Source organism: Defluviimonas aquaemixtae (assembly GCF_900302475.1).
Classification (GTDB): Bacteria; Pseudomonadota; Alphaproteobacteria; order Rhodobacterales; family Rhodobacteraceae; genus Albidovulum; species Albidovulum aquaemixtae.
This window is the reverse complement of the sequence record NZ_OMOQ01000003.1, coordinates 169,903-190,816: the sequence shown is the minus strand read 5'-3', so window position 1 is coordinate 190,816 and position 20,914 is coordinate 169,903. Positions and strand designations below refer to the sequence as shown.

The following is a 20,914-nucleotide window of genomic DNA, read 5'->3' as shown; positions in this document are numbered from 1 at the left end:
GCCTGTTGACGGACCCGCGGTACCTAGCGCAACGCCGCCCATTCCGCAATCACTGCGCTTCGCTTGCAATCGGCCCGCCGTTCCTGAAATCTATCGCGAAGACGGGGACCAAGCGGACAGCGCCATGACCTTCGCCTCACTTGACGACTTCCTGGCAGGAGCTGCCGAACTTCTGGCCAAGGGGCCGGTCGCGCTGATCTTTGCGGAGGACGCGGTGGAAATCGCCTCGTCCGTCAGGCACCACGCGAATATCGGCTTTGCCGAGGTCATCGTCTTCCTGCCCGAAGCGCTCGCCATCCCGGCCGAGACGGAGGAGGCCGCGCACTGGGTGCGCCACGACAGCTATGCGCGTGACCAGGTCGTGGACGCGGTCAACGCCGTGGCCGCCGCCGCTCCGCCAAGCACGTGGCTCTACTACTGCTACAACGCGGAATACCTCTTCTTCCCGTTCTGCGAGGACCGCAGAATCGGCGAGATGCTCGCCTTCCATGCCGAGGAACGGCGTGCCGCCATGCTGTGCTATGTCGTCGACCTTTACGCTCCGGATCTCGACCGCGACCCGAACGCCGTGAACCTCAACGACGCGATGCTCGACCGGTCGGGCTACTACGCGCTCGGCCGGCCGGACCCCGCGACGGGGCACCCCAAGGAACGCCAGCTCGATTTTTTCGGCGGGCTCCGGTGGCGGTTCGAGGAGCATATTCCAAAGGCGAGCCGGCGCATCGACCGCATCGCGATCTTCCGCCCGCGGCCGGGCCTCAGCCTGCGCGAGGATCACACGTTCAACGTCGAGGAATACAACACCTATGCCTGCCCTTGGCACCACAACCTGACCGCCGCGATCGCCTCGTTCCGCACGGCGAAGGCCCTGAAGACCAACCCCGGAAGCATGTTCGATATCTGGAATTTCACTTGGCACAATTCCGCCCCGTTCGAGTGGCGCTCGCAGCAGCTCATGGATCTCGGGCTGATGGAGCCGGGGCAATGGTTCTGACCCGCGCCCCGGACAGGACGGCGGCCCGGCGATGCCGGGCCGCTTCCTTTACCAAGGCCACTCGTTATCCGTGAGCGTTCGCTATCGCACGATGTGAACGATGCTGCGGTCAGCCGGATCGATCACCATCGGAACGCCGTTGATATAGGCGTAGGTGAACTCGCTTTCGGGCACCGGATAGATTTCCACGGTCTCGGGCACACCGGCCCCGACCACGACCTCACCGTCGAGGAAGACGTAGTCGACCGGATGTTCGGTGACATATGTCGTCACCGTCCGGCCCGGATCGGCGACACCACCCGTCACGGCGCCCGCCGCCAGACCGACCGCCGCGCCCGCCGGGCCCGCGATCAGCGCGCCGGCGGCGGCCCCCATGGAACCGACGATGGCGGCGGACTGCCCGCTCGTATCCTCGTGCACCACGGTCTTAACCTGGGTCTTTGCGCGGTCCACCGTAATGTACGCGATCTCGTCGCCGACCTTCGTTGCCAGGTAGTCTCCGTAGGACCAGCCGGTTTGGCCGTCATAGCTAACCTGGCACCAGTTCGCGGCGTCGATGCAGCCTGCGACCTCGACGGCGGCTTGGGCCGGGATGACGCCGGTTACGGCGTAGTTCGGGCCCGGGCCAGCGCGCAGGTTGAGATCGGTTGTCGCGGTGGTTTCCATAGCCATGGCCGCGCCCGAGGCGAGCAGACCGGCAACGCCCGTGGCTGCAGCAAACGTTCTGAACATTGTACTCTCCTTATCCTTCACACCGGCGACCGGTCCACCAACCCTTACGCATTGCGCACCGGCCGCACGGGTATTGAAACTTCGCCGGGCGGATAACGTTCCACGGGCGAACCGGCCAATGCGCCGCAGATCGGCAAAATCGTGCCAAGATGCCGGGAGTCAGGCGGGAATCCCGACGTGCCAAGCGCCCCGAAACGCAAGACGCCTCACATCAACCGTTTGAAATAACGATGTTTTCACGGTGGATACTGCGTCGACGCAGCGCTGGCGGAATCTAGCTGCGCTTGAGCCGGATCACTACGTCGACCCGCGCAAGTGCCGCCCCGTCTGGCAGGTCGGGCAGCCGCGCGATCTCCAGATCCTCGGCCGGGGCATCGACGAGGCGCCCTTCCTCCTCCCAGAAGAAGTGCGGGTGGTCGTCGAGCCGCGTGTCGAAATAGGACCGCGAGCCGTCGACCGTAATCTCGTGGATCAGCCCCGCCTCGCAGAAGGCCCTGAGCGTGTTGTAGACGGTGGCGAGAGATACCGGCTCCCCTGTCCCGCTCGCGGCGGCATGCAGGCTCTCGGCGGTGACGTGGCGGTCCTGCCCGTCGCCCACCAGAAGCGCCGCCAGCGCAACCCGTTGCCGGGTGGGCCTCACGCCGGCCTGAGTCAGCCAGCGCGTTCCGCGGTTCGTTGCCGCTGCATCCATTTTTTCGTCCATGGTCTCCCGCGCCCTCTGGACCGATTATATAGGGGTATTGGCCGTGTGATTTCAATCGGTTTCGCCCCAGGCGGTACGGGGCTAGCGCTCTTGCCCTGAGCCCGAGCCGGGTGATAGAGGGTGAGTAGACAGATCGCCGGTAGGGGACGGGCAGGATGGCGAAGTATCCGACCAGTTTTGACAAGGACGAGTTGCTCAAATGCGCCCGGGGCGAGCTTTTCGGGCCCGGCAATGCCCAGCTTCCCGAGCCGCCGATGCTGATGATGGACCGGATCACCGACATCTCTGAGGACCGCGGCGAACACGGCAAGGGCCATGTCGTGGCCGAGTTCGACATCCATCCCGACCTCTGGTTCTTCGCCTGCCATTTTCCCGGCAATCCGATCATGCCGGGCTGCCTCGGACTCGACGGGCTCTGGCAGCTCACCGGGTTCAACCTCGGCTGGCGCGGCTGGGAAGGGCGCGGCTACGCGCTTGGCGTCGGCGAGGTGAAGCTGACCGGAATGGTCCGACCGGACCGCAAGATGCTGACCTATTATGTGGACTTCACGAAAGCCGTGCAGACTCGGCGCCTCACGATGGGCGTGGCGGATGGCCGGGTGGAAGCCGATGGCGAGACCATCTATCAGGTCAAGGACATGAAGGTCGCGCTTTCCGATAGCTGACCGAACGAGAAGGAGTGCGCCCATGCGACGAGTCGTCATCACCGGAATGGGGATCGTCTCGCCGATCGGCAACAACGTCACCGAGGCCGAAGCCTCACTGCGCGCCGGCAAGTCTGGGATCGTCTTTGCCCCCGAATATGCCGAACGCGGCTTTCGCAGCCAGGTTCACGGAATGCCGCAGATCACGCTCGAGGACCATATCGACAAGCGCAACCTGCGCTTCATGGGTCCCGGCGCGGCCTACAACTTCATCGCGATGGAACAGGCGATCGCCGATAGCGGGCTCGAGGAGTCCGACGTCTCGAACGATCGCTCGGGCCTCGTCATGGGATCGGGCGGTCCGTCGACCTCGAACTTCTTCCTGGCGCATCAGATCGTCGTCGAAAAGGGCAGCCCCAAGCGAATGGGACCCTTCATGGTCACGCGCTGCATGTCGTCCACGAACTCAGCCTGCCTCGCCACGCCCTTCAAGATCAAGGGCGTGAACTACTCGATCACCTCGGCCTGCTCGACTTCGGCCCATTGCATCGGCAACGGCACCGAGCTCATTCAGATGGGCAAGCAGGATATCGTCTTCGCCGGCGGCGGCGAAGAGCTTGACTGGACGCTGTCCTGCCTCTTCGACGCGATGGGCGCGATGTCGTCGAAATACAACGACGCGCCCGAGACCGCGTCGCGCACCTATGACGCAAGCCGGGACGGCTTTGTCATCGCCGGCGGCGGTGGCGTCGTGGTGCTCGAGGAGCTGGAACACGCCAAGGCGCGCGGCGCGAAGATCTACGGCGAGGTCACGGGCTACGGCGCGACCTCGGACGGCTACGACATGGTCGCGCCTTCCGGCGAGGGCGGCGAACGCTCAATGCGGCTCGCCGTCGCGACTCTGCCCGAAGGGCGCAAGATCGACTACATCAACTCGCACGGCACCTCGACGCCGGTCGGCGACGTGACCGAGATGGAGGCGATCCGCCGCGTCTTCGGCAAGGGCAACACGCCTCCCACCGCCTCGACCAAGTCGCTGACCGGCCATTCGCTGGGTGCCACCGGCGTGCACGAGGCGATCTACTCGCTCTTGATGATGAACGGCGACTTCATCGCGGCCTCGGCCAACGTGAAGGACCTCGATCCCGCCCTCGACCCGTCCGAGATCGTGACGGAGCTTCGCGAGGGCGTGGAACTCGACAGCGTGCTCTCCAACAGCTTCGGCTTCGGCGGCACCAATGCGACCCTCGTCATGAGCAAATATCAGGGGTAGGGCTCACATGGCCGATCTGATGAAAGGCAAGCGCGGCCTCGTGATGGGCGTCGCGAACGAACGGTCGATTGCCTGGGGCATCGCCTCGGCGCTCGCGGCCGAGGGGGCGGAACTCGCTTTCTCGTACCAGGGCGAGGCCTTCGGCAAGCGGGTCGAGCCTCTCGCGGCTTCTGTCGCCTCGGATTTCCTTGTCGATGTCGATGTGACCGACGACGTGAGCCTCGAAGCCTGCTTTGCCGCGCTCAAGGACCGCTGGGGTACGATGGACTTTCTCGTCCACGCCATCGCCTATTCCGACAAGAACGAGCTGACCGGCCGCTTCATCAACACCAGCCGCGAGAACTTCCAGAAATCGCTCTCGATCTCGTGTTTCTCCTTCATCGACGTCGCGCGCCGGGCCTCGGAGCTCATGCCCGAGGGCGGCAGCCTCGTCACGCTCACTTATGGCGGCTCAAACCGGGTGACGCCCAACTACAACGTGATGGGCGTGGCCAAGGCGGCTTTGGAAAGCGCGACGCGCTATCTCGCGAACGACCTCGGCCCGCAGAAGATCCGCGTCAACGCGATCTCGCCTGGGCCAATGAAGACGCTCGCCGGGGCGGCGATCGGCGGCGCGCGCGCGACCTTCCGCCATACCGAGGCGAACGCGCCCCTGCGCGCCAACGCCACGCTCGAGGCGATCGGCGGCACGGCGGTCTACCTCCTGTCGGATCACGGCGCCTGCACGACCGGGGAGATCATCCGCGTCGACGGTGGGTTCCACGTCCTCGGCATGCCGCAGGCAGAACACCTCTGAGCATCACCGCGGCTGCAGATCCGCCCGCATGGGCTCCGTCTGGCTCCTGAACGCCTCCGCATCTCCGTAGTCGACAAAGTCCGGGTACCGCTCATGCGGCCCAGCCAATCGGCGCGCGTGCTTGATCGGACACCAGTACTGCTCCGTCCGCGCCGCAATCTCGCGGATATACGAGATCAAACCATTGCAATAGCTGCAATAAAGGCAATTGAGCTTCTGGTGTCCGTTCAGATAGGCGAGGTGCTGGTGATCGAAGGCGATGTGATCCGACCGCCTGACCCTTTCGATCCGGTAGACCGGAAAACAGATCGCCTGATAGATCGTCACGCAGACGTCGAGAAACACGAACGGCACGATGAGCCCGTAGATCACAGGCGCGGTCAGGATCACCAGAAGCCGCGCGTTCCGAAGATAGTCCGATAACCCGACGCGGGCGGCCCTGTGACGCTCGCGAATCTCGCGCTCGAACACGACGCGGCCCCGGTCGTAGCGGTAGCGCAGGGCTTCGCGCCGTTCGCCGATCTCCCGCTCCATCTCGTCCTGCAATTCGGTGAGCGTCGCTTTGATCCGTTCGACGGCGGTCGCCATGCCCTGATCCTTCCGAAACGAATGCCACTCTGCATCCTTCATGCAACTGTCGAAGAGTGTGCGGCCCCGGTCAAGCGCCGCCCCCTCGCGGCGTGGCGGCGCTGGTTTGTGCCCGTGGCATTTCCGGCCTTGCCCCCTGCTCCGCACGACGTCAGTCTGAACGCGGGAGGACGCCGATGCCCATCACCACCTGCATCTTCGACGCCTACGGCACGCTCTTCGATGTCAGCGCCGCCGCGCGCGCTGCCGCGGCCGAGCCGGGTCGCGAGAAGCTCGCCGACATCTGGCCAAAGCTCGCCGAGGACTGGCGCCGTAAGCAACTCGAATACACTTGGCTCCGTGCCGTGATGCGCGATCACGTCGATTTCTGGATCGTCACTCAGGACGGGCTCGACTGGGCGCTGGAGGCGGCGGGCATCGAAGATAGCGACCTGCGCGAACGCCTGCTCGCGCTCTACTGGGAACTGGAAGCCTATCCCGAAGTGCCCGCTATGCTCGCGAAGCTGAAAGAGGCGGGATTGGCGACCGCAATCCTGTCCAACGGCTCGCCCGACATGCTCTCTGCCGCCGCCAAGTCCGCCGGCATCGCGGATCTTCTGGACGATACATTGTCGGTCGAAAGCGTCGGCATCTTCAAGCCCGACGCGCGGGTCTATCAGCTGGTCGGCAAGCGCTTCGGCACGACGCCCGACCAGGTTCTATTCGTATCGTCGAACGGCTGGGACGCGGCGGGGGCGGCCGCATTCGGCTTCCGCACCGCCTGGGTGAATCGCGCTGGCGTTCCGATGGACCGGCTGTCCGGCCGCCCCGGCACCATTCTGACCGACCTGACCACGATACCGGACCTCATCCGCACATGACGCTTCTTCATTTCAATGCCTCGGACGGCGCGCGGCTCGCCTACCGGGACGAGGGAGGCGGCCTGCCCGTCCTCTGCCTCGCCGGGCTGACCCGGTCGGGCACCGACTTCGACTTCGTCGCACCGCATCTGAGCGATGTCCGGCTGATCCGCGCCGACTATCGCGGGCGCGGCGGCTCGGAATGGACGGGCGCCGCGACCTACACGATCCCGCGCGAGGCGCAGGATGCGCTGGAGCTTCTCGACCATCTCGGGATCGAGCAGGCGGCGATCCTCGGCACGTCGCGCGGCGGGCTCATCGGGCTGGCGCTGGCCGCGACGGCGAAGTCTCGGCTTCTCGGACTCTGCCTCAACGATGTCGGCCCGGTGGTCGAGCGCGAGGGGCTCGACACGATCAAGGGCTATCTCGGCCGCAACCCGACCGCGAAGACGTTCGACGAGCTTGTCGCGAAACTGCCGCACGCCATGCCGGGCTTCGACCTGCCCGAGGCGCGCTGGCGCGCCTTCGCTGAACGCCTCTACACCGAGACCGGGGATGGGCTTCACAACCGCTACGATCCCGAGTTGCGCACCAGCTTCCTTTCCACATTCGACGCCCCGCCTGCCGATCTGTGGCCCCTGTTCGACGCCTGCGCGGACCTGCCGCTTGCACTCGTTCGAGGTGAGAACTCCAACCTGCTTTCGGCAGAGACCGCCGCCGAGATGCGCCGCCGCAGGCCCGATATGAATTTCGCGGACGTGCCCGGCCGCGGCCACGTTCCGTTCCTCGACGAACCCGAGGCGCTCACCGCGGTCCGGGCCTGGCTGGAGCGGATCGCGTGAACATCGACATGATCGAAGCTGCGGCCGAACGTCTCTCGGGCGTCGCTATCCGAACCCCTCTTCTCTCCTCCCCATTCCTCGACGACATTGCAGGACGGCGGGTTCTCGTGAAGCCTGAATGCATCCAGCATACCGGCTCGTTCAAGTTCCGCGGTGGCTGGTCGGCGGTCTCGGCCCTGCCGATGGCCGATCGCGCGCGCGGCGTGATCGCGTTCTCCTCCGGCAATCACGCACAGGGCGTGGCGCTCGCCGCGCGCCGCCATGCCGCGCCTTGCGTGATCCTGATGCCATCGGACGCCCCGCGCGTGAAGATCGACAACACCCGCGCACTCGGCGCCGAGGTCGTGCTCTACGACCGTGAAACCGGCAACCGCGACGCGATCGGTGCGGCGCTCGCCGAGGAGCGTGGCCTGACGCTCATCCGTCCCTTCGACGAGCCGCAGGTCATCGCCGGCCAGGGAACCGTCGGTCTCGAAATCGCCGAGGACGCCCGGCGCGAGGACGTGGCCGAGGCCGAGGTTCTCGTCCCCTGCGGCGGCGGCGGCTTGTCGTCGGGGATCGCGCTAGCGTTCGAGGCAAGGGCGCCGGGCCTCACCGTTCGGCCGGTGGAGCCCGACGGTTTCGACGACGTGAAACGCTCGCTCGCCTCGGGCGGGATCGAGCGAAACAATCGCACCGCCGGATCGCTCTGCGACGCGATCCTGACGCCGGCGCCGGGCGAGATCACATTCCCGATCCTGAAGCGCCTCGCGAGGCCGGGTCTCGTGGTTACGGACGACGAGGCACTCGCGGCCATGGCGGCGGCCTTCGCGCGGCTTCACGTCGTGCTCGAACCCGGCGGCGCGGTCGCGCTCGCCGCCGCGCTCTATCACGCCGACGAGATTGCGGGCGGCACTGTCATCGTGGTCGCCTCGGGCGGCAATGTCGACCGCGCGCTCTTGATCGAGGCGCTCAACCGGTTCGGTGGCTAGAGACTACTCGGCAGCTAAAGGCAGGTCTTGGCGGCCGATATCGGCGATCTGGGCCAGAATGCCGGTCAGCACGCGGCGGAAGCCCAGAAAATTGCCATTGGGCCGGATCTCGTGCTCGTTCATGTAAAGCGCGCGGTCCATCTCGATCTGGATCGCATGCATCCCGCGCGAGGGCCGGCCATAGGTCTGCGCGATATAGGCACCGGCAAAGGGCGCGTTGCGCATTGTACGCAGCCCCGCCGCCTCGAAGGCCGCCTCGACCCGGTCGATAACATGGGAGGACGCGGTCGCGCCGAAACGGTCGCCCAGCACGATCTCGGGCCGCCTGCCGCCGGACACGGCGACCGCATCCATCGCCTCGTGCGGCATCGAATGCATATCGAGCAGGATCGCCTGACCGAAGATCGCCTGGGCGCTGTCCATGAGCTCGCGCAGGCAGGTATGGTAGGGCCGCCAACAGGCCTCGATCCGTCCCTCCGCCTCGGAAAGCGGCATCTTGCCGCGATAGATCGCGCGCCCGCCCGCGACCACGCGCGGCACGACGCCAAGGCCCGAGGCGATGCGCGGATTGTGGGCCGAAACCCTGAGCCCCTCGATCAGCGCCGGGTCGAGTTCATCCGCCGCGCGATTGAGGTCGATATAGGCCCTCGGGGCCCGCGCGACGATGAGCGGCGCGCCCAGGCGCGGGACGCCTTCAAGAAGGTCGTCGACGAAGGCGTCCTCTGACGACCGGAGGGTGCGTGGATCTAGGATGGTCTCACGCAGGAAGCTCGCGGAATAGTCGCGACCGGAATGCGGCGACGCAAACACGACGCCGGTCAGGCGCCGTTCGGGCATGGTCAGCTGATACGGCGCTGGGCGCATGTCCCCTCCTCCGAGATGGAGTTCACTATAGCTGGATTTTCTGCGCCGCTGAAACCCCTTGAAAGCATCGGCGACTCCTTTTATAGACCCACGAACCAACGCGGTTCCGCCCGCGACCTAATGATTTGAGGGCGGCGGAATCGTTTACGGAATGGGCGGTTAGCTCAGCGGTAGAGCACTACGTTGACATCGTAGTGGCCACTGGTTCGATCCCAGTACCGCCCACCATCCGCCCCCGATTCGGGGGCGTTGTAGTTTTCAACAGGCGCGACGCGCGCCGCGAATAGGAGAAGACCGATGAAGGTCAGGAACTCGCTCCGCTCGCTGAAGTTGCGCCATCGCGACTGTCAGGTGGTGCGCCGCAAGGGCCGCGTTTACGTGATCAACAAGACGCAGCGCCGCTTCAAGGCCCGCCAGGGCTGAGGCTTCGGCCAACGAACGACGAAGGGCCGCCGGCTAGTCCGGCGGCCTTTCGTCGTTCGTGTGGCTAACGATGTGCCCCGTGGCGTGCCGCGGCAGAGTTCCACCCCAGTCAGAGTGAATCCACCAGAAGCCGCGCAACTGTCTGCTGGCTGAGAAAGCCCGTCACCGGCAGACCGCGCGCCTGCTGGTAGCGACGGATCGCCCGGCGCGTGTCCGCGTCGAAGTTGCCATCCGCCTTGCCGGGGTTCAGCCCGAGCGCGGTAAGGCGCTGCTCGACAAGCGAGAGCATCACCGGATTGAGCCCGAGCGCCTTCTCGACCTGTGCGGCCTGCTGGCGCGCCGCCGAGTCCTCGTCGGTCTCATTCGCGGCGGCGATCCTGCGCCGTGCTTCATCGACGAATGCGCCGTCCGGATGCGCGTCGATGTAGTTTTGGTAGATTTTCGGCGTGTTGTACTTCAGCGCGGTCTCCCACGCTATTCTGTCCGTCTCCTCGGCCTCGGCGCGCCTGCGTCGATCGAAAACGGAAAGCCTTTCCTGCGCCGTCTCGGCATAGAGCCCATCGGGGTGGCGCTTCAGATAGGCGCGCAGCCCGGCCTCGTCGCCCGCCGCCCCGGTTTGCTCCCAGTAAAGCCTGTCCTGGCGGTCCTGCGTGGCCTTGCGTTCAGCCGCCTCGACCTCCAGCTCGGCGGCGCGGTCCTCGGCCTGCGCGGCCAGCGCAGCCCTCTGCGGGCCCGTGATGAAGCCCGTCGCCTCGTGCCCGTTCCGCCTCTGCCAAGCCGAAATCGCGCTGCGCGAGCCGGGGCCGAACACGCCGTCTATGCCCCTTGGATCGATGTCGAGGATCGACAGGTCGCGCTGGACCTGACGGCGCTGATCCCGGGTGAGGCTCAGCGCCTCCTCGGCGGCGCGGGCGCGGGCGACCGGATCGGACGTCGCCGCCTCCGCATCCGCGATCGCATTGCGCGCCGCCGCGGCGTAGATCCCTCTCGGGTAACGGCTGAGATATGTCTCATAAGCCCGCTTCGTGCCGATCGCCTGCGTCACCTCCCACAATGTGCGCTCAGCCGAAGCGTTGTCCTCCGGACGCGGCGGCGCCTCCGCCCCGTCGGCCGGTAGAAACGGCAAGGCGCCGCCCATAAAGCCCGCCGCCACCAGATCCTCGTCCTCCGCCCGGATGGCGAGGTCGGCTGCCGTCAGGCCGCGCTCGACCACGACCTCGGCGGCGAAATCCGCGACCGTCGCGGCATCGCCGAAAATGACCGTCACACCCTGCGGGACGTCGAGGTTCCCGATGCCCGCCAAAAGCCCCCGGCCAAGCGCGATCCGCCGCTCCTCGGTGCCGAGAAGGACGAGCGCCCCGCCCGGCCGCTCGGCGGCGATCGCGAGAAGTGTCGAAAGCGGAATGCCGGCGGCATCGACCGTCGCGAGCGACGGCTCGTCGGCATCGGTGCCGAGCAGCCACGTCTCCTTGCCCGCATGGACGAAATGCCCAGCAGCAAGGATCAAGCTGCGGCCCGGCTCTTCCGTGCCGTCGTAGTGCTGCGCCAACAGTTCTCGCAGCTGCTCGGCAGGCAGGTCGCTGCCTTTCACCGTGGCGAACCCGGCGGTCTCCAATGCGTCGACGGCATCCAGCGCATTGTCGGCCCGCGAGATATCCGAGGCATTGCGGTAGTTCTCGTTGCCGATCACCAGCGCCGCGTCCTGCGCGAAAGCGGTCGTCGCGCAAATCGCGGCGATGGCGGTCAAACTCATGCGGATCATGGACAGACTCCCGTTCTCGTCTCGGTGGCAGACTAGAACACGAACCGCTGTTATCCCATCACAGTTCCCTGCAAGCCGAAAATCCCTTACGTCAGCCCCCGAAATGCGCGACCGAGAGGCCGTCAGTCGTAGACGCGCTGGTCGTCGATGACCTTGCCGTCATTGGGTAGGCTCCCCGGCGGCACGATCTCCACCCGGCCCTTGAGCTTCAGAACGGCCACGACGGAACCTTCGTAGCGCTCAGGCTCCCCCTGCGGCGCCTCGATCCGGACGGTCATCACATCCATTTCGCCCTCGCGCGTGGCGACCACGCGGGCTCGGGCAATCTCGGCATGGCGGGCGACGAAATCGGCGACCTGCTCGGGGCGGACGAACATGCCCTTGATCTTCGTCGTCTGGTCCGCGCGGCCCATCCAGCCCTTGATGCGCATGTTGGTGCGCCCGCAAGGCGACTGGCCAGTCATTACGGCGGACAGATCGCCCGTGGCGAACCGGATCAGCGGATAGTCGGGATTGAGCGTCGTGACCACGACCTCGCCGACCTCGCCCTCGGGCACCGGGTCGCCCGTGCCGGGGCGGACGACCTCGACGATCACGCCCTCGTCGACGATCATGCCCTCCATCGCCGGGCTCTCGTAGGAGATGTTGCCCAGATCGGCGGTCGCGTAGCATTGCAGGCAGGCGATGCCGCGGTCGGCATATTCCTTGCGCAAGCTCGGGAACAAGGCCCCGCCGCCGACCGCCGCCTTGGTGATCCTCAGCTTCTCGCCCATCTCCTCTGCGCGGTCGAGGATCACCTTCAGGTAATCGGGCGTCCCCGCATAGGCGGTCGTGCCGATATCGGACGCCGCGCGGACCTGAAGATCGGTCTGACCCGTCCCGGCCGGCAACACGGTTGCGCCCACCGCCCGCGCGCCGTTCTCGAAGATCATGCCGGCCGGCGTCAGGTGATAGCCAAAGCAGTTCTGCACGATGTCGCTCTTGCCCACGCCACAGGCATGGAGGAAGCGGCCCATGCGCCACCAGTCGTGGCTGACGCCGCCCGGCTCGTAGATCGGTCCGGGCGACTGGAAAACATGGGCGGCGTTCGACACCGGCAACCCGCCGAAGGGCGGCTCTCCCTTCTGCCGCCGGGCGAGGTCGGATTTCCTGAGAACCGGCAGCGAGGACAGATCGGCCAACGCCTCGACCGGCCCAAACCCGTTCGCCGAGAGTCGGACGTTCAGCGCGGCAAGCTGCGCGCTCGCGCGTTCGTCAGCGGAACGGGTTTCGAGTGCGTCGAAATGCGCCATGTCCAGATCCTTCATCACGACAGCCACCGCTTCCGGCGGCGATAGCTGCGAACGTCGCGGAACGACCTGCGGCCCTCGTCCGACATGCCGAGATAGAATTCCTTCACGTCCTGGTTCTCGCGCAACTCCCGCGCGGGCCCGTCCATCACGACGCGGCCGGATTCGAGGATGTAGCCGTGATGTGCGAAGCGCAGCGCGACATTGGTGTTCTGCTCGGCCAGAAGGAAGGTCACGCCCTCCTGCTCGTTGAGGTTCTTCACGATCGTGAAGATCTCCTCCACCAGCTGCGGCGCGAGGCCCATCGAGGGTTCGTCGAGAAGGATCGTCTCGGGCTTGGACATCAGCGCCCGGCCGATCGCGCACATCTGCTGCTCGCCGCCCGAGGTGTAGCCCGCCTGAGATTTGCGGCGCTCCTTCAGGCGCGGAAAATAGGAATAGACCATCTCCAGATCGGTCTCGATCGCGCGCTTGTCGCTCCGCGTATAGGCGCCGGTCAGCAGATTCTCCTCGACCGTCAGGTGTTCGAAACAATGACGCCCCTCCATCACCTGGATCACGCCTTTCTTCACGAGCGCCGAAGGGTCGAGATTCTGCACTCGCTCGCCGCGATAGGTGATCGAGCCCTTGGTGACCTCGCCGCGCTCAGAATGGAGAAGGTTCGAGATCGCCTTGAGGGTCGTCGTCTTGCCCGCGCCGTTGCCGCCCAGAAGCGCGGTGATGCCGCCCTTCGGAACGTTGAGGCTGACGCCCTTCAGGACGAGGATCACGTGGTTGTAGATCACCTCAATGTTGTTGACCTCGAGAAGCGTCTCTTGGGTCTTTCCGGCGTCGAGCATGGGGTATCCCCACTCAGAATTGATCCAATGGACCCCGGCCCTGGTCGGGCCGGGGAAGAGATGATTGGCGCTCAGTTGCAGCGTTCGGCAATGTTGTTTTCCGCTGCGAACGCCATGGAATCCTCCATCACCAGCGGCTGGATGACCTCGTCATCCGGCGCGATGAAACCGGTCAGCAGGTTCCACTTCTTGGCCGATGCGTCCCATTGCTGGATCATCCCCGCGCCGGGGCCGCCGTGATCTTCGCAGCTCACCTTGAAGGGCTGGCCGAAGTTCGGCAGGCCCAGTTCGACCATCCGCTCCTCGGTGATTTCCAGCGCTTCCATCCCGTCACGCATTTGCGCCGCAGTGATGGCCGAGGCACCGGACAGCTCCTGCGCCTTGCGGATCGCCTCGGCGGCAAGCACCGCCGCGTACATCCCGCGTGAATAGAGCACCGATCCCACCTGGTCGCCCGCGCCGGCCGCCTTGCCCGCGTCGATCACGTATTTCTGGATGTCCTCATAGACAGGGTAGTCCATGCCCGTGCCGTGCATTGCGAGGGACTTGTAGCCGTTGGCGCCGTCGCCCGCCGGCAACACGTCATTCTCGGACCCCGACCACCAGACGCCGATGAAATTCTCCATCGGATAGCGGATGTTCGCGGCCTCCTGGATCGCGACGGCGTTCATCACGCCCCAGCCCCACATCAGCACGTGGTCCGGCTTGTCACGGCGGATCTGCAGCCACTGGCTCTTCTGTTCCTGTCCCGGATGGTCGACCGGGATTTCGACCAGCTCGTAGCTGTGCTTCTTGGCCAGCTCCTGAAGCGTGCGGATCGGCTCCTTGCCGTAGGCGGAGTTGTGGTAGACGAGTGCGATCTTCTTGCCCTCGAGACTGCCGCCATTCTCGTCCAGCAGATACTTGATCGCCACCGAGGCGCCGTCCCAGTAGTTGGCCGGGTAGTTGAAGACCCACTCGAAAATCTTGCCGTTCGCCGCCGAGGTGCGGCCGTAGCCCATCGTGTGCAGCGGGATCTTGTCGGCCGAGACCTTCGGGATCAGCTGATAGGTGATGCCGGTCGACAGCGGCTGATAGATCAGCGCGCCCGTGCCCTTCGTGGCCTCGTAGCATTCCACGCCCTTTTCGGTGTTGTAGGCCGTCTCGCATTCGCTCACCACGATCTTCTCACCGCCGATGCCGCCGTCGCGCTCGTTCAAAAGCGTGAAGTAGTCGGCGTAGCCGTCCGCGAAGGGGATACCGCCTGGAGCGTAGGGCCCGGTCCGGTAGCTGAGCGACGGCAGCACGAGATCCGCCGCTGCGGGTGTCGCCGCACCGATGGCGAGCGCCACAAGGGTTGCGAGTGTCTTCTTCATTCTGGGTCTCCTCCCAAGGGTTACGCGTTCTGAGATCGCCGGCCTCATGCCGGTCTTGACTGTTGGGCGGCCCCTCAATGCGGGAAGGGCCAGAGCCGGAGTTTTTCCTTCGCGAGCCGCCAGAGCTGGTTCAGCCCGTGCGGCTCGGCGATCAGGAAGCCGACGATCAGGCCGCCGACGATGATAAGCTCGATATGCGCCGCAAGATCGGTCGCCCAGCCGAGCTGGCCGACGAGGACGTTCTTCAGAAACACCGGCAAGAGGACCAGAAAGGCCGCCCCCGCGAAGCTCCCGAAGATCGAGCCAAGCCCCCCGATGATGATCATGAAGAGAACGAGGAACGACTTCTGGATGCCGAACGCCTCCGTCACCTCGACAGCGCCGAGATAGACCGAGAAGAACAAGGCCCCCGCGACGCCGATATAGAAGGACGAGATCGCGAAGGCCGAGAGCTTCGTCGTCAGCGGGTTCACCCCGATGATCTCGGCCGCGATGTCCATGTCGCGGATCGCCATCCACTTGCGGCCGATGGTCCCGCGCGTGAGGTTCCGCGCCAGCCAGGCGAGCCCGACGAGGATGACGAGGCAGAAGAGATACTTCGCCGCCGCCGTCGTGTTCGCCCCCGTCACCGCCTGGCCGAGGATCGTGCGTTCGGGCGCCGAGATCTGGCCCGAGGCGGAGTAGTTGTAGAACCACGGCACCTTGTTGAAGAGCCAGACAAGGAAGAACTGCGCGGCGAGCGTCGCGACTGCGAGGTAGAAGCCCTTGATCCTCAAGGACGGCAGCCCGAAGAGAAGCCCGACCCCCGCCGTGATCCCGCCCGCCAAGAGGACGTGGATCATGATCGAGACCTCGGGAAAGGCCGTCATCAGCTTGTAGCAGGCATAGGCCCCCACGGCCATGAATCCCCCAGTGCCGAGCGACACCTGCCCGCAATATCCGGTGAGGATGTTTAGCCCCAAGGCCGCGATCGCGTAGATCAGGAACGGCACGAAGACCGCGTTGGCCCAGTAGTCGTTGATCAGGAACGGCACGACCCCGAATGCGACGGCAAGGATCGCGTAGTAGCGCCACCGGTCGAACTTGATCGGGAAGGTCTGGCTGTCCTCGACATAGCTCGTCTTGAAGTCGCCTGCCTCGCGGTAGAACATCAGTTCCCTCCCAGCGCTTCTCTGCGCTCATCTATCGCCGCATGGATCAGGTCGCCCACCGCCGCGCCGTTGGCGGTCGCTATGTCGCGGACCTTCGCATGCCGCAAATCCTTGCCGCTCCCCTCCAGCAAGCCCTCCGGGTCCGCGAGCGCGCTTCCCCGGTAGAAACCGAGGTTGCAGCGGCCCTTTTGCGGCATCAGGTACAGATAGGCATCGCTGTTCTTCCTGGCGCCGAACCCGTAGCTGACCGCGTCGTAGCCCGGATAGGCGACAATGGTGCTTTGCGGATGCGCCGCCAGAACGCGCCGGTCGAGCGCGGCGCCTACCGCGACAACACCAGAGTCGCGCCCGTCGAATATCTGCCTGAACGCATCGCTTCCGACCTGACCGCTCATCACCCGAACTCCCTCGCATCGCCCGGGAAGTCGTCGCCCTGCGGCCGGACCAGGCAGAACCGGTGCCCGGTCGGCGCCTCCATCACGATCCAGGTCCGGATCCGCGCCACTTCCGTCGCGCCCAACGCCTTCAGCCGCGCGCATTCGGCCTCCATGTCATCCGTCTCGATATCGAGATGCACGCGCGGCTCGTGATCGACCGCCTGCAACAGCACGCGCGGATAGCCCTTGTGGCCGTCGAAGGCCGCGTACTTGCCGCGCTCGTCGACCTCGCCCTTCATGCCAAGCATTCCCGACCAGTAGGCGGCGGCTTCCGTCAGGTCTTCCGTCTTGCAGTCAATGCAGACGACGCCGATGCGGGACTTGTGGCTCATGTCTCGCCCCCGTAGTCGCGGTGGTGCTCGCGCGGCACCTGGTTCGCGCGCTTGGCATAGCCCGTGGCCTCGGAATGCCGGACCAGCCAGAGCCACGCGACAATCCCGATGGCCGCGCCTAGCGCGGCAAGAACAAACGCGACGGTCACGTGATGGCCGCCGCCCGCCCCGCTCGTCAGCGCGAGATAGCCGAAGGCCCAGAAGCCCGACCAGGCGATGACGTTCAGGATGGCGATCAGCTTGGCCACGTCACACCCTCTCGATGATCTTCTCGCCGAACAGGCCCTGCGGCCGGAAGACGAGGAAGAGAAGCGCGAGGACATAGGCGAACCAGTTTTCGGTCGCGCCGCCGATCATCGGGCCGATTGTGAACTCGAAAAGCTTCTCGCCCACACCGATGATCAGCCCGCCGACGATCGCGCCGGGGATCGAGGTGAAGCCGCCGAGCATGAGGACCGGCAACGCCTTGAGCGCGATCAGCGACAGCGAGAACTGCACGCCCGATTTCGCGCCCCACATGATACCTGCGACGAGCGCCACGATCCCGGCGATCGACCAGACCATGACCCAGATGAACCGGAGCGAGATGCCGACCGACAATGCCGCCTGGTGATCGTCGGCCACCGCGCGCAGCGCACGTCCATACTTTGTAAACTGCGAGAAGAGCGTGAGCGACAGGACAAGGAGTGCGGCGACCACCGTCGCCACGATGTCGAGATTGTCGATAAAGAAGCCGTAGCCGAGCGCCTCGTAGGTCACGGCATCGATCGTCTCGTTGATCCCTTGCGGCAGGCCGACGTTGAGCGTCTTGATGTCGGCGCCCCACATGATGTCGCCGAGCCCTTCGAGGAAATAGGCTAGCCCGATCGTCGCCATGAAGAGGATGATCGGTTCCTGGTTGACGAGGTGCTTGAGGACGAACTTCTCGATTATGATCGCGAGTACGATCATCACGCCCGCGGTCAAAGCGATCGCGACGATGGCCGGCAGATGCCAGCCGAAGTGATGCAGGTTGGTGCCGAAAACCGCATTGATGAGATGGGCGAAGGGCACCTGGCCTTCCTGCAGCCCGACGAGCGTGAGGGCGGCGAAGAGCGCGAGCACCCCTTGGGCATAGTTGAAGATGCCGGAGGCCTTGAAGATCAGGACGAAGCCCAAGGCGACGAGCGAATACATCACCCCGGCCATGAGGCCGTTCAGCGTGACCTCCATCGCGAAAAGCATCTGATCAGGCATCGCGGGCCTCCATGGTCCGGGCGGGGCGGGTGTCGGGACGCTGTCGGGACGGATGCCCGACGGATGCGGGACGGATGCGGTCAGTCATGGGCGACCCCCAGATAGGCGTCGATGACCTCTTGGTTGTTCCTAACCTCGTCGGGCGTGCCGTCGCCGATCTTCTTGCCGTAATCCATCACCACGACCCGGTCCGAGAGGTCCATGACGACGCCCATGTCATGCTCGATCAGCGCGATCGTCGTGCTGAACTCGTCGTTCACGTCGAGGATGAAGCGCGACATGTCCTCCTTTTCCTCGACATTCATGCCCGCCATGGGTTCGTCGAGAAGCAAGAGCTTCGGCTCCGCAGCGAGCGCGCGGGCCAGTTCGACGCGCTTTTTGAGCCCGTAAGGGAGCCGTCCAACCGGTGTCTTGCGGATCGGCTGGATTTCGAGGAAGTCGATGATTTTCTCGACTTTTTCACGATGCTCGGTCTCTTCCCTCTGGGCTGCGCCCCACCAAATCGCCTGGCTGAGCAGACCCGATTTCATCAGTGTGAGACGCCCGGTCATGATGTTGTCGAGAACGCTCATCCCGTCGAAGAGCGCGATGTTCTGGAACGTGCGGGCGATGCCGAGGCGGGCGACCCTGTAGGGTTTCATCGGCCCGCGCCGGTAGCCCTTGAACCAGACCTCGCCCTCCTGAGGCACGTAAAAGCCCGAGATGACATTCAGCATCGAGGACTTGCCCGCCCCGTTCGGCCCGATGATCGCGCGGATCTCGCCGTCGCGGATGTCGAACGAGATGTCCTTGATCGCCTCGACTCCGCCGAAGCGCAGCGTGATGTTCTTCATCTCCATCAGCACGCCGCCGATCCTGCGGCCATCGGCGGTGGTGTAGCCTTCGCTCATGTCCTTCATTCAGCCGCCATCCTCTGCTGGACCGGCTCGACCTTTGCGTCGCGGATGGTCAGTGTGGCCGCGATCTTGCCCTTGCGGCCGTCCTCATAAGTGACCTCTGTCTCGGTATAGATCTCATCCTTGCCGCCATAGAGCGCGTCGATCAGCTCGGCGAACTTCTCGGCGATGATGTTGCGGCGGACCTTGCGGGTGCGCGTGAGTTCCCCGTCGTCGGCATCGAGTTCCTTGTGCAGGATCAGGAAGCGGTGGATCTGGCAGCCCGACAGCATCGGGTCCGCCGCGACCGAACGGTTCACCTCTTCCACGTGCTCCTGGATCATCGCGCCCACCTTCGGATGCTGGCTGAGCTCCTGGTACGAGGCGTAGGCAATGTTGTTGCGCTCGGCCCAGTTGCCGACCGCTGTCAGGTCGATGTTGATGAACACGGTGCACATGGTCCGGTCCGCACCGAAGACCACGGCCTCGAGGATGTTGGGGTAAAACTTAAGCTTGTTCTCCACGTATTTCGGCGCGAACAGCGTGCCGTCGGCCATCTTGCCCACGTCCTTGGCGCGGTCGATGATCCTCAGATGCCCGTTCGTCTCGTCGAAGAACCCGGCGTCGCCCGTCGCGACCCAGCCTTCCGCGTCCTTGGTCGAGGCAGTCGACTCGGGGTTCTTGTAGTAATTCACGAAAGTGCCGGGCGAGCGGTAGAAGACCTCTCCATTGTCGGCGATCTTCACTTCGACGCCCGGTGACGGAACGCCGACGGTATCAGACCGCACCTCGCCATCGGGCTGCTGGGTGATGAAGACCGACGCCTCGGTCTGGCCGTAAAGCTGCTTCAGGTTTATCCCGAGCGAGCGGTAGAAATCGAAAATCTCGGGCCCAATCGCTTCGCCCGCCGTGTACCCGACGCGGATGCGCGAAAAGCCGAGCGTGTTCTTCAGCGGGCCGTAGACGAGCAGGTTACCGAGCCAATAGCGGAAGCGGTCCATCGCCGAGACCGGCTTGCCGTCGAGGATAGCGGGGCCAACGCGGCGCGCAACATCCATGTAGTGGTCGAACAGCCACTTCTTGAAGCGCCCGGCATCCTCCATCCGGATCATGACTGTCGTGAGCTGGCCCTCGAAGACGCGGGGCGGGGCGAAGAAATAGGTCGGCCCGATTTCGCGCAGGTCGGTCATCATGGTCGAAGCGTTTTCGGGGCAGTTCACGGTGAAGCCGGTCCAGAATGCCTGCCCAATCGAGAAGATGAAGTCGCCGACCCAAGCCATGGGCAGATAGGCAAGCACTTCGTCGCCGCGCTTAAGATGGTCGAATTCGGCCGAATTCTTCGAAGTCTCGATGATGTTGCGGTTGGAAAGCACCACACCCTTGGGCTTGCCGGTGGTTCCGCTCGTATAGAGCATCACGCAGGTATGGTCGCAGGTCAGCTCGGCGATCCGCTGGTCGAGCTCGGACCCCACGCGCTGCGCCGCCGCGCGCCCCTCGGCCGCGATATCGTCGAGCGCGTTCATCCGGCTGTGGTCGTATTTCCGCATCCCCCGCTTGTCGAGATAGGCAATGTGGTGAATGCCCTTGACCCGGTCCTCCACCTCCAAAACCTTGTCGACCTGCTCCTGATCGCCGGCGATGACAAAGCGCGCGCCGCAGTGTTCGAGCACATAGGCCATCTCGTCGGCAACCGCGTCTTGATAGAGCGGCACTGGCACCGCCCCGCACATCTGCGCAGCCACCATTGACCAATAGAGCGCAGGCCGGTTGCGACCGATGATCGCGACATGGTCGCCGCGCTCGATTCCGAGAGTGAGCAGCCCCAGCCCGATGGCGCGGATCTCTTCGGCGGTCTCCGCCCAGGTCCAGCTTTGCCAGATCCCGAATTCCTTCTCGCGATAGGCGGGCAGAGCACCCCATCGCGCCGCGTTGCGCTCAAGCAGCGCAGGTATCGACTGCATTTCCCCCG

The 20,914-nt window shown here is 65.0% G+C and carries 23 protein-coding genes and 1 tRNA gene; 9 read left to right on the top strand and 15 right to left on the bottom strand.

Going from position 1 to position 20,914, the window contains the following annotated elements:
- Positions 1-124: 124 nt before the first annotated feature.
- A complete protein-coding gene (locus tag DEA8626_RS15995; protein WP_108854240.1) occupies positions 125-994 on the top strand; it encodes a glycosyltransferase family protein in 870 nt (289 codons plus the stop codon).
- 81 nt (positions 995-1,075) lie between these two features.
- On the opposite strand, the gene DEA8626_RS15990 is transcribed toward DEA8626_RS15995, so the two are convergent.
- Together DEA8626_RS15990 and irrA are read right to left on the bottom strand one after the other, a co-directional pair.
- Positions 1,076-1,726: a DUF1236 domain-containing protein gene (locus DEA8626_RS15990; protein ID WP_108854239.1), complete on the bottom strand. Its 651-nt coding sequence runs from the start codon at positions 1,724-1,726 to the stop codon at positions 1,076-1,078.
- Between the two features lie 274 nt (positions 1,727-2,000).
- Positions 2,001-2,429: an iron response transcriptional regulator IrrA gene (gene irrA / locus DEA8626_RS15985; protein WP_281261502.1), complete on the bottom strand. Its 429-nt coding sequence runs from the start codon at positions 2,427-2,429 to the stop codon at positions 2,001-2,003.
- A 155-nt stretch (positions 2,430-2,584) separates the two neighbouring features.
- Here irrA and fabA point away from each other — a divergent pair, with 155 nt between their 5' ends.
- From fabA to DEA8626_RS15970, 3 genes are read left to right on the top strand one after another with little or no spacing between them, the layout of a single operon-like run.
- Complete coding sequence (gene fabA, locus DEA8626_RS15980; RefSeq protein WP_108854238.1) at positions 2,585-3,094, top strand: bifunctional 3-hydroxydecanoyl-ACP dehydratase/trans-2-decenoyl-ACP isomerase; 510 nt, start codon at positions 2,585-2,587, stop codon at positions 3,092-3,094.
- A 22-nt stretch (positions 3,095-3,116) separates the two neighbouring features.
- Positions 3,117-4,346 (top strand): beta-ketoacyl-ACP synthase I, encoded by a 1,230-nt coding sequence (fabB, locus tag DEA8626_RS15975; RefSeq protein ID WP_108854237.1) that lies wholly within the window; start codon positions 3,117-3,119, stop codon positions 4,344-4,346.
- Between the two features lie 7 nt (positions 4,347-4,353).
- Complete coding sequence (locus tag DEA8626_RS15970; protein ID WP_108854236.1) at positions 4,354-5,142, top strand: enoyl-ACP reductase FabI; 789 nt, start codon at positions 4,354-4,356, stop codon at positions 5,140-5,142.
- A gap of 3 nt (positions 5,143-5,145) precedes the next feature.
- On the opposite strand, the gene DEA8626_RS15965 is transcribed toward DEA8626_RS15970, so the two are convergent.
- Positions 5,146-5,730: a hypothetical protein gene (locus tag DEA8626_RS15965; RefSeq protein ID WP_108854655.1), complete on the bottom strand. Its 585-nt coding sequence runs from the start codon at positions 5,728-5,730 to the stop codon at positions 5,146-5,148.
- A 176-nt stretch (positions 5,731-5,906) separates the two neighbouring features.
- Here DEA8626_RS15965 and DEA8626_RS15960 point away from each other — a divergent pair, with 176 nt between their 5' ends.
- The 3 genes from DEA8626_RS15960 to DEA8626_RS15950 are packed head-to-tail and all read left to right on the top strand — an operon-like array spanning position 5,907 to position 8,382.
- Positions 5,907-6,590: a haloacid dehalogenase type II gene (locus DEA8626_RS15960; RefSeq protein WP_108854235.1), complete on the top strand. Its 684-nt coding sequence runs from the start codon at positions 5,907-5,909 to the stop codon at positions 6,588-6,590.
- A complete protein-coding gene (locus DEA8626_RS15955) occupies positions 6,587-7,411 on the top strand; it encodes an alpha/beta fold hydrolase (RefSeq protein WP_108854234.1) in 825 nt (274 codons plus the stop codon). The genes DEA8626_RS15960 and DEA8626_RS15955 overlap by 4 nt, the downstream gene beginning before the upstream one ends.
- Before the next feature lie 8 nt (positions 7,412-7,419).
- Positions 7,420-8,382 carry a threonine ammonia-lyase gene (locus tag DEA8626_RS15950; RefSeq protein ID WP_108854654.1) on the top strand — a complete coding sequence of 321 codons (963 nt, stop codon included), beginning with the start codon at positions 7,420-7,422 and terminating at the stop codon, positions 8,380-8,382.
- 3 nt (positions 8,383-8,385) lie between these two features.
- On the opposite strand, the gene DEA8626_RS15945 is transcribed toward DEA8626_RS15950, so the two are convergent.
- Positions 8,386-9,246, bottom strand: a complete 861-nt coding sequence (locus tag DEA8626_RS15945; RefSeq protein WP_108854233.1) for an N-formylglutamate amidohydrolase — start codon at positions 9,244-9,246, stop codon at positions 8,386-8,388.
- Between the two features lie 153 nt (positions 9,247-9,399).
- Here DEA8626_RS15945 and DEA8626_RS15940 point away from each other — a divergent pair.
- Together DEA8626_RS15940 and ykgO are read left to right on the top strand one after the other, a co-directional pair.
- A tRNA-Val gene (locus DEA8626_RS15940) sits at positions 9,400-9,474 on the top strand.
- Positions 9,475-9,543: 69 nt separating this feature from the next.
- Positions 9,544-9,669 (top strand): type B 50S ribosomal protein L36, encoded by a 126-nt coding sequence (ykgO, locus tag DEA8626_RS15935; RefSeq protein WP_105514731.1) that lies wholly within the window; start codon positions 9,544-9,546, stop codon positions 9,667-9,669.
- 109 nt (positions 9,670-9,778) lie between these two features.
- Here ykgO and DEA8626_RS15930 read toward each other — a convergent pair whose 3' ends face one another.
- From DEA8626_RS15930 to DEA8626_RS15880, 11 genes are all read right to left on the bottom strand, one after another.
- A complete protein-coding gene (locus DEA8626_RS15930) occupies positions 9,779-11,431 on the bottom strand; it encodes a peptidoglycan-binding domain-containing protein (RefSeq protein ID WP_108854232.1) in 1,653 nt (550 codons plus the stop codon).
- A gap of 122 nt (positions 11,432-11,553) precedes the next feature.
- Complete coding sequence (locus tag DEA8626_RS15925; protein WP_108854653.1) at positions 11,554-12,723, bottom strand: phenylacetate--CoA ligase family protein; 1,170 nt, start codon at positions 12,721-12,723, stop codon at positions 11,554-11,556.
- Between the two features lie 14 nt (positions 12,724-12,737).
- On the bottom strand, positions 12,738-13,559 hold the full coding sequence (locus tag DEA8626_RS15920; protein ID WP_108854231.1) for an ABC transporter ATP-binding protein: 822 nt from the start codon (positions 13,557-13,559) through the stop codon (positions 12,738-12,740).
- A gap of 71 nt (positions 13,560-13,630) precedes the next feature.
- Positions 13,631-14,914, bottom strand: coding sequence for an ABC transporter substrate-binding protein (locus DEA8626_RS15915; protein ID WP_108854230.1), 1,284 nt, complete (start codon positions 14,912-14,914; stop codon positions 13,631-13,633).
- A 74-nt stretch (positions 14,915-14,988) separates the two neighbouring features.
- Positions 14,989-16,065 (bottom strand): branched-chain amino acid ABC transporter permease, encoded by a 1,077-nt coding sequence (locus DEA8626_RS15910; protein WP_108854229.1) that lies wholly within the window; start codon positions 16,063-16,065, stop codon positions 14,989-14,991.
- Positions 16,065-16,460 (bottom strand): DUF1801 domain-containing protein, encoded by a 396-nt coding sequence (locus tag DEA8626_RS15905; RefSeq protein WP_108854228.1) that lies wholly within the window; start codon positions 16,458-16,460, stop codon positions 16,065-16,067. Before DEA8626_RS15905 ends, DEA8626_RS15910 begins: the two co-directional genes overlap by 1 nt.
- Positions 16,460-16,834, bottom strand: a complete 375-nt coding sequence (locus tag DEA8626_RS15900) for a VOC family protein (RefSeq protein WP_108854227.1) — start codon at positions 16,832-16,834, stop codon at positions 16,460-16,462. The genes DEA8626_RS15905 and DEA8626_RS15900 overlap by 1 nt, the downstream gene beginning before the upstream one ends.
- Positions 16,831-17,082: a hypothetical protein gene (locus DEA8626_RS15895; RefSeq protein WP_108854226.1), complete on the bottom strand. Its 252-nt coding sequence runs from the start codon at positions 17,080-17,082 to the stop codon at positions 16,831-16,833. The genes DEA8626_RS15900 and DEA8626_RS15895 overlap by 4 nt, the downstream gene beginning before the upstream one ends.
- A gap of 1 nt (position 17,083) precedes the next feature.
- A complete protein-coding gene (locus DEA8626_RS15890; RefSeq protein WP_108854225.1) occupies positions 17,084-18,070 on the bottom strand; it encodes a branched-chain amino acid ABC transporter permease in 987 nt (328 codons plus the stop codon).
- A gap of 80 nt (positions 18,071-18,150) precedes the next feature.
- Entirely contained in the window at positions 18,151-18,969 is an 819-nt protein-coding gene (locus DEA8626_RS15885) for an ABC transporter ATP-binding protein (protein ID WP_108854224.1), read from the bottom strand.
- Complete coding sequence (locus DEA8626_RS15880) at positions 18,966-20,906, bottom strand: long-chain fatty acid--CoA ligase (RefSeq protein ID WP_108854223.1); 1,941 nt, start codon at positions 20,904-20,906, stop codon at positions 18,966-18,968. Before DEA8626_RS15880 ends, DEA8626_RS15885 begins: the two co-directional genes overlap by 4 nt.
- Positions 20,907-20,914: the final 8 nt, after the last annotated feature.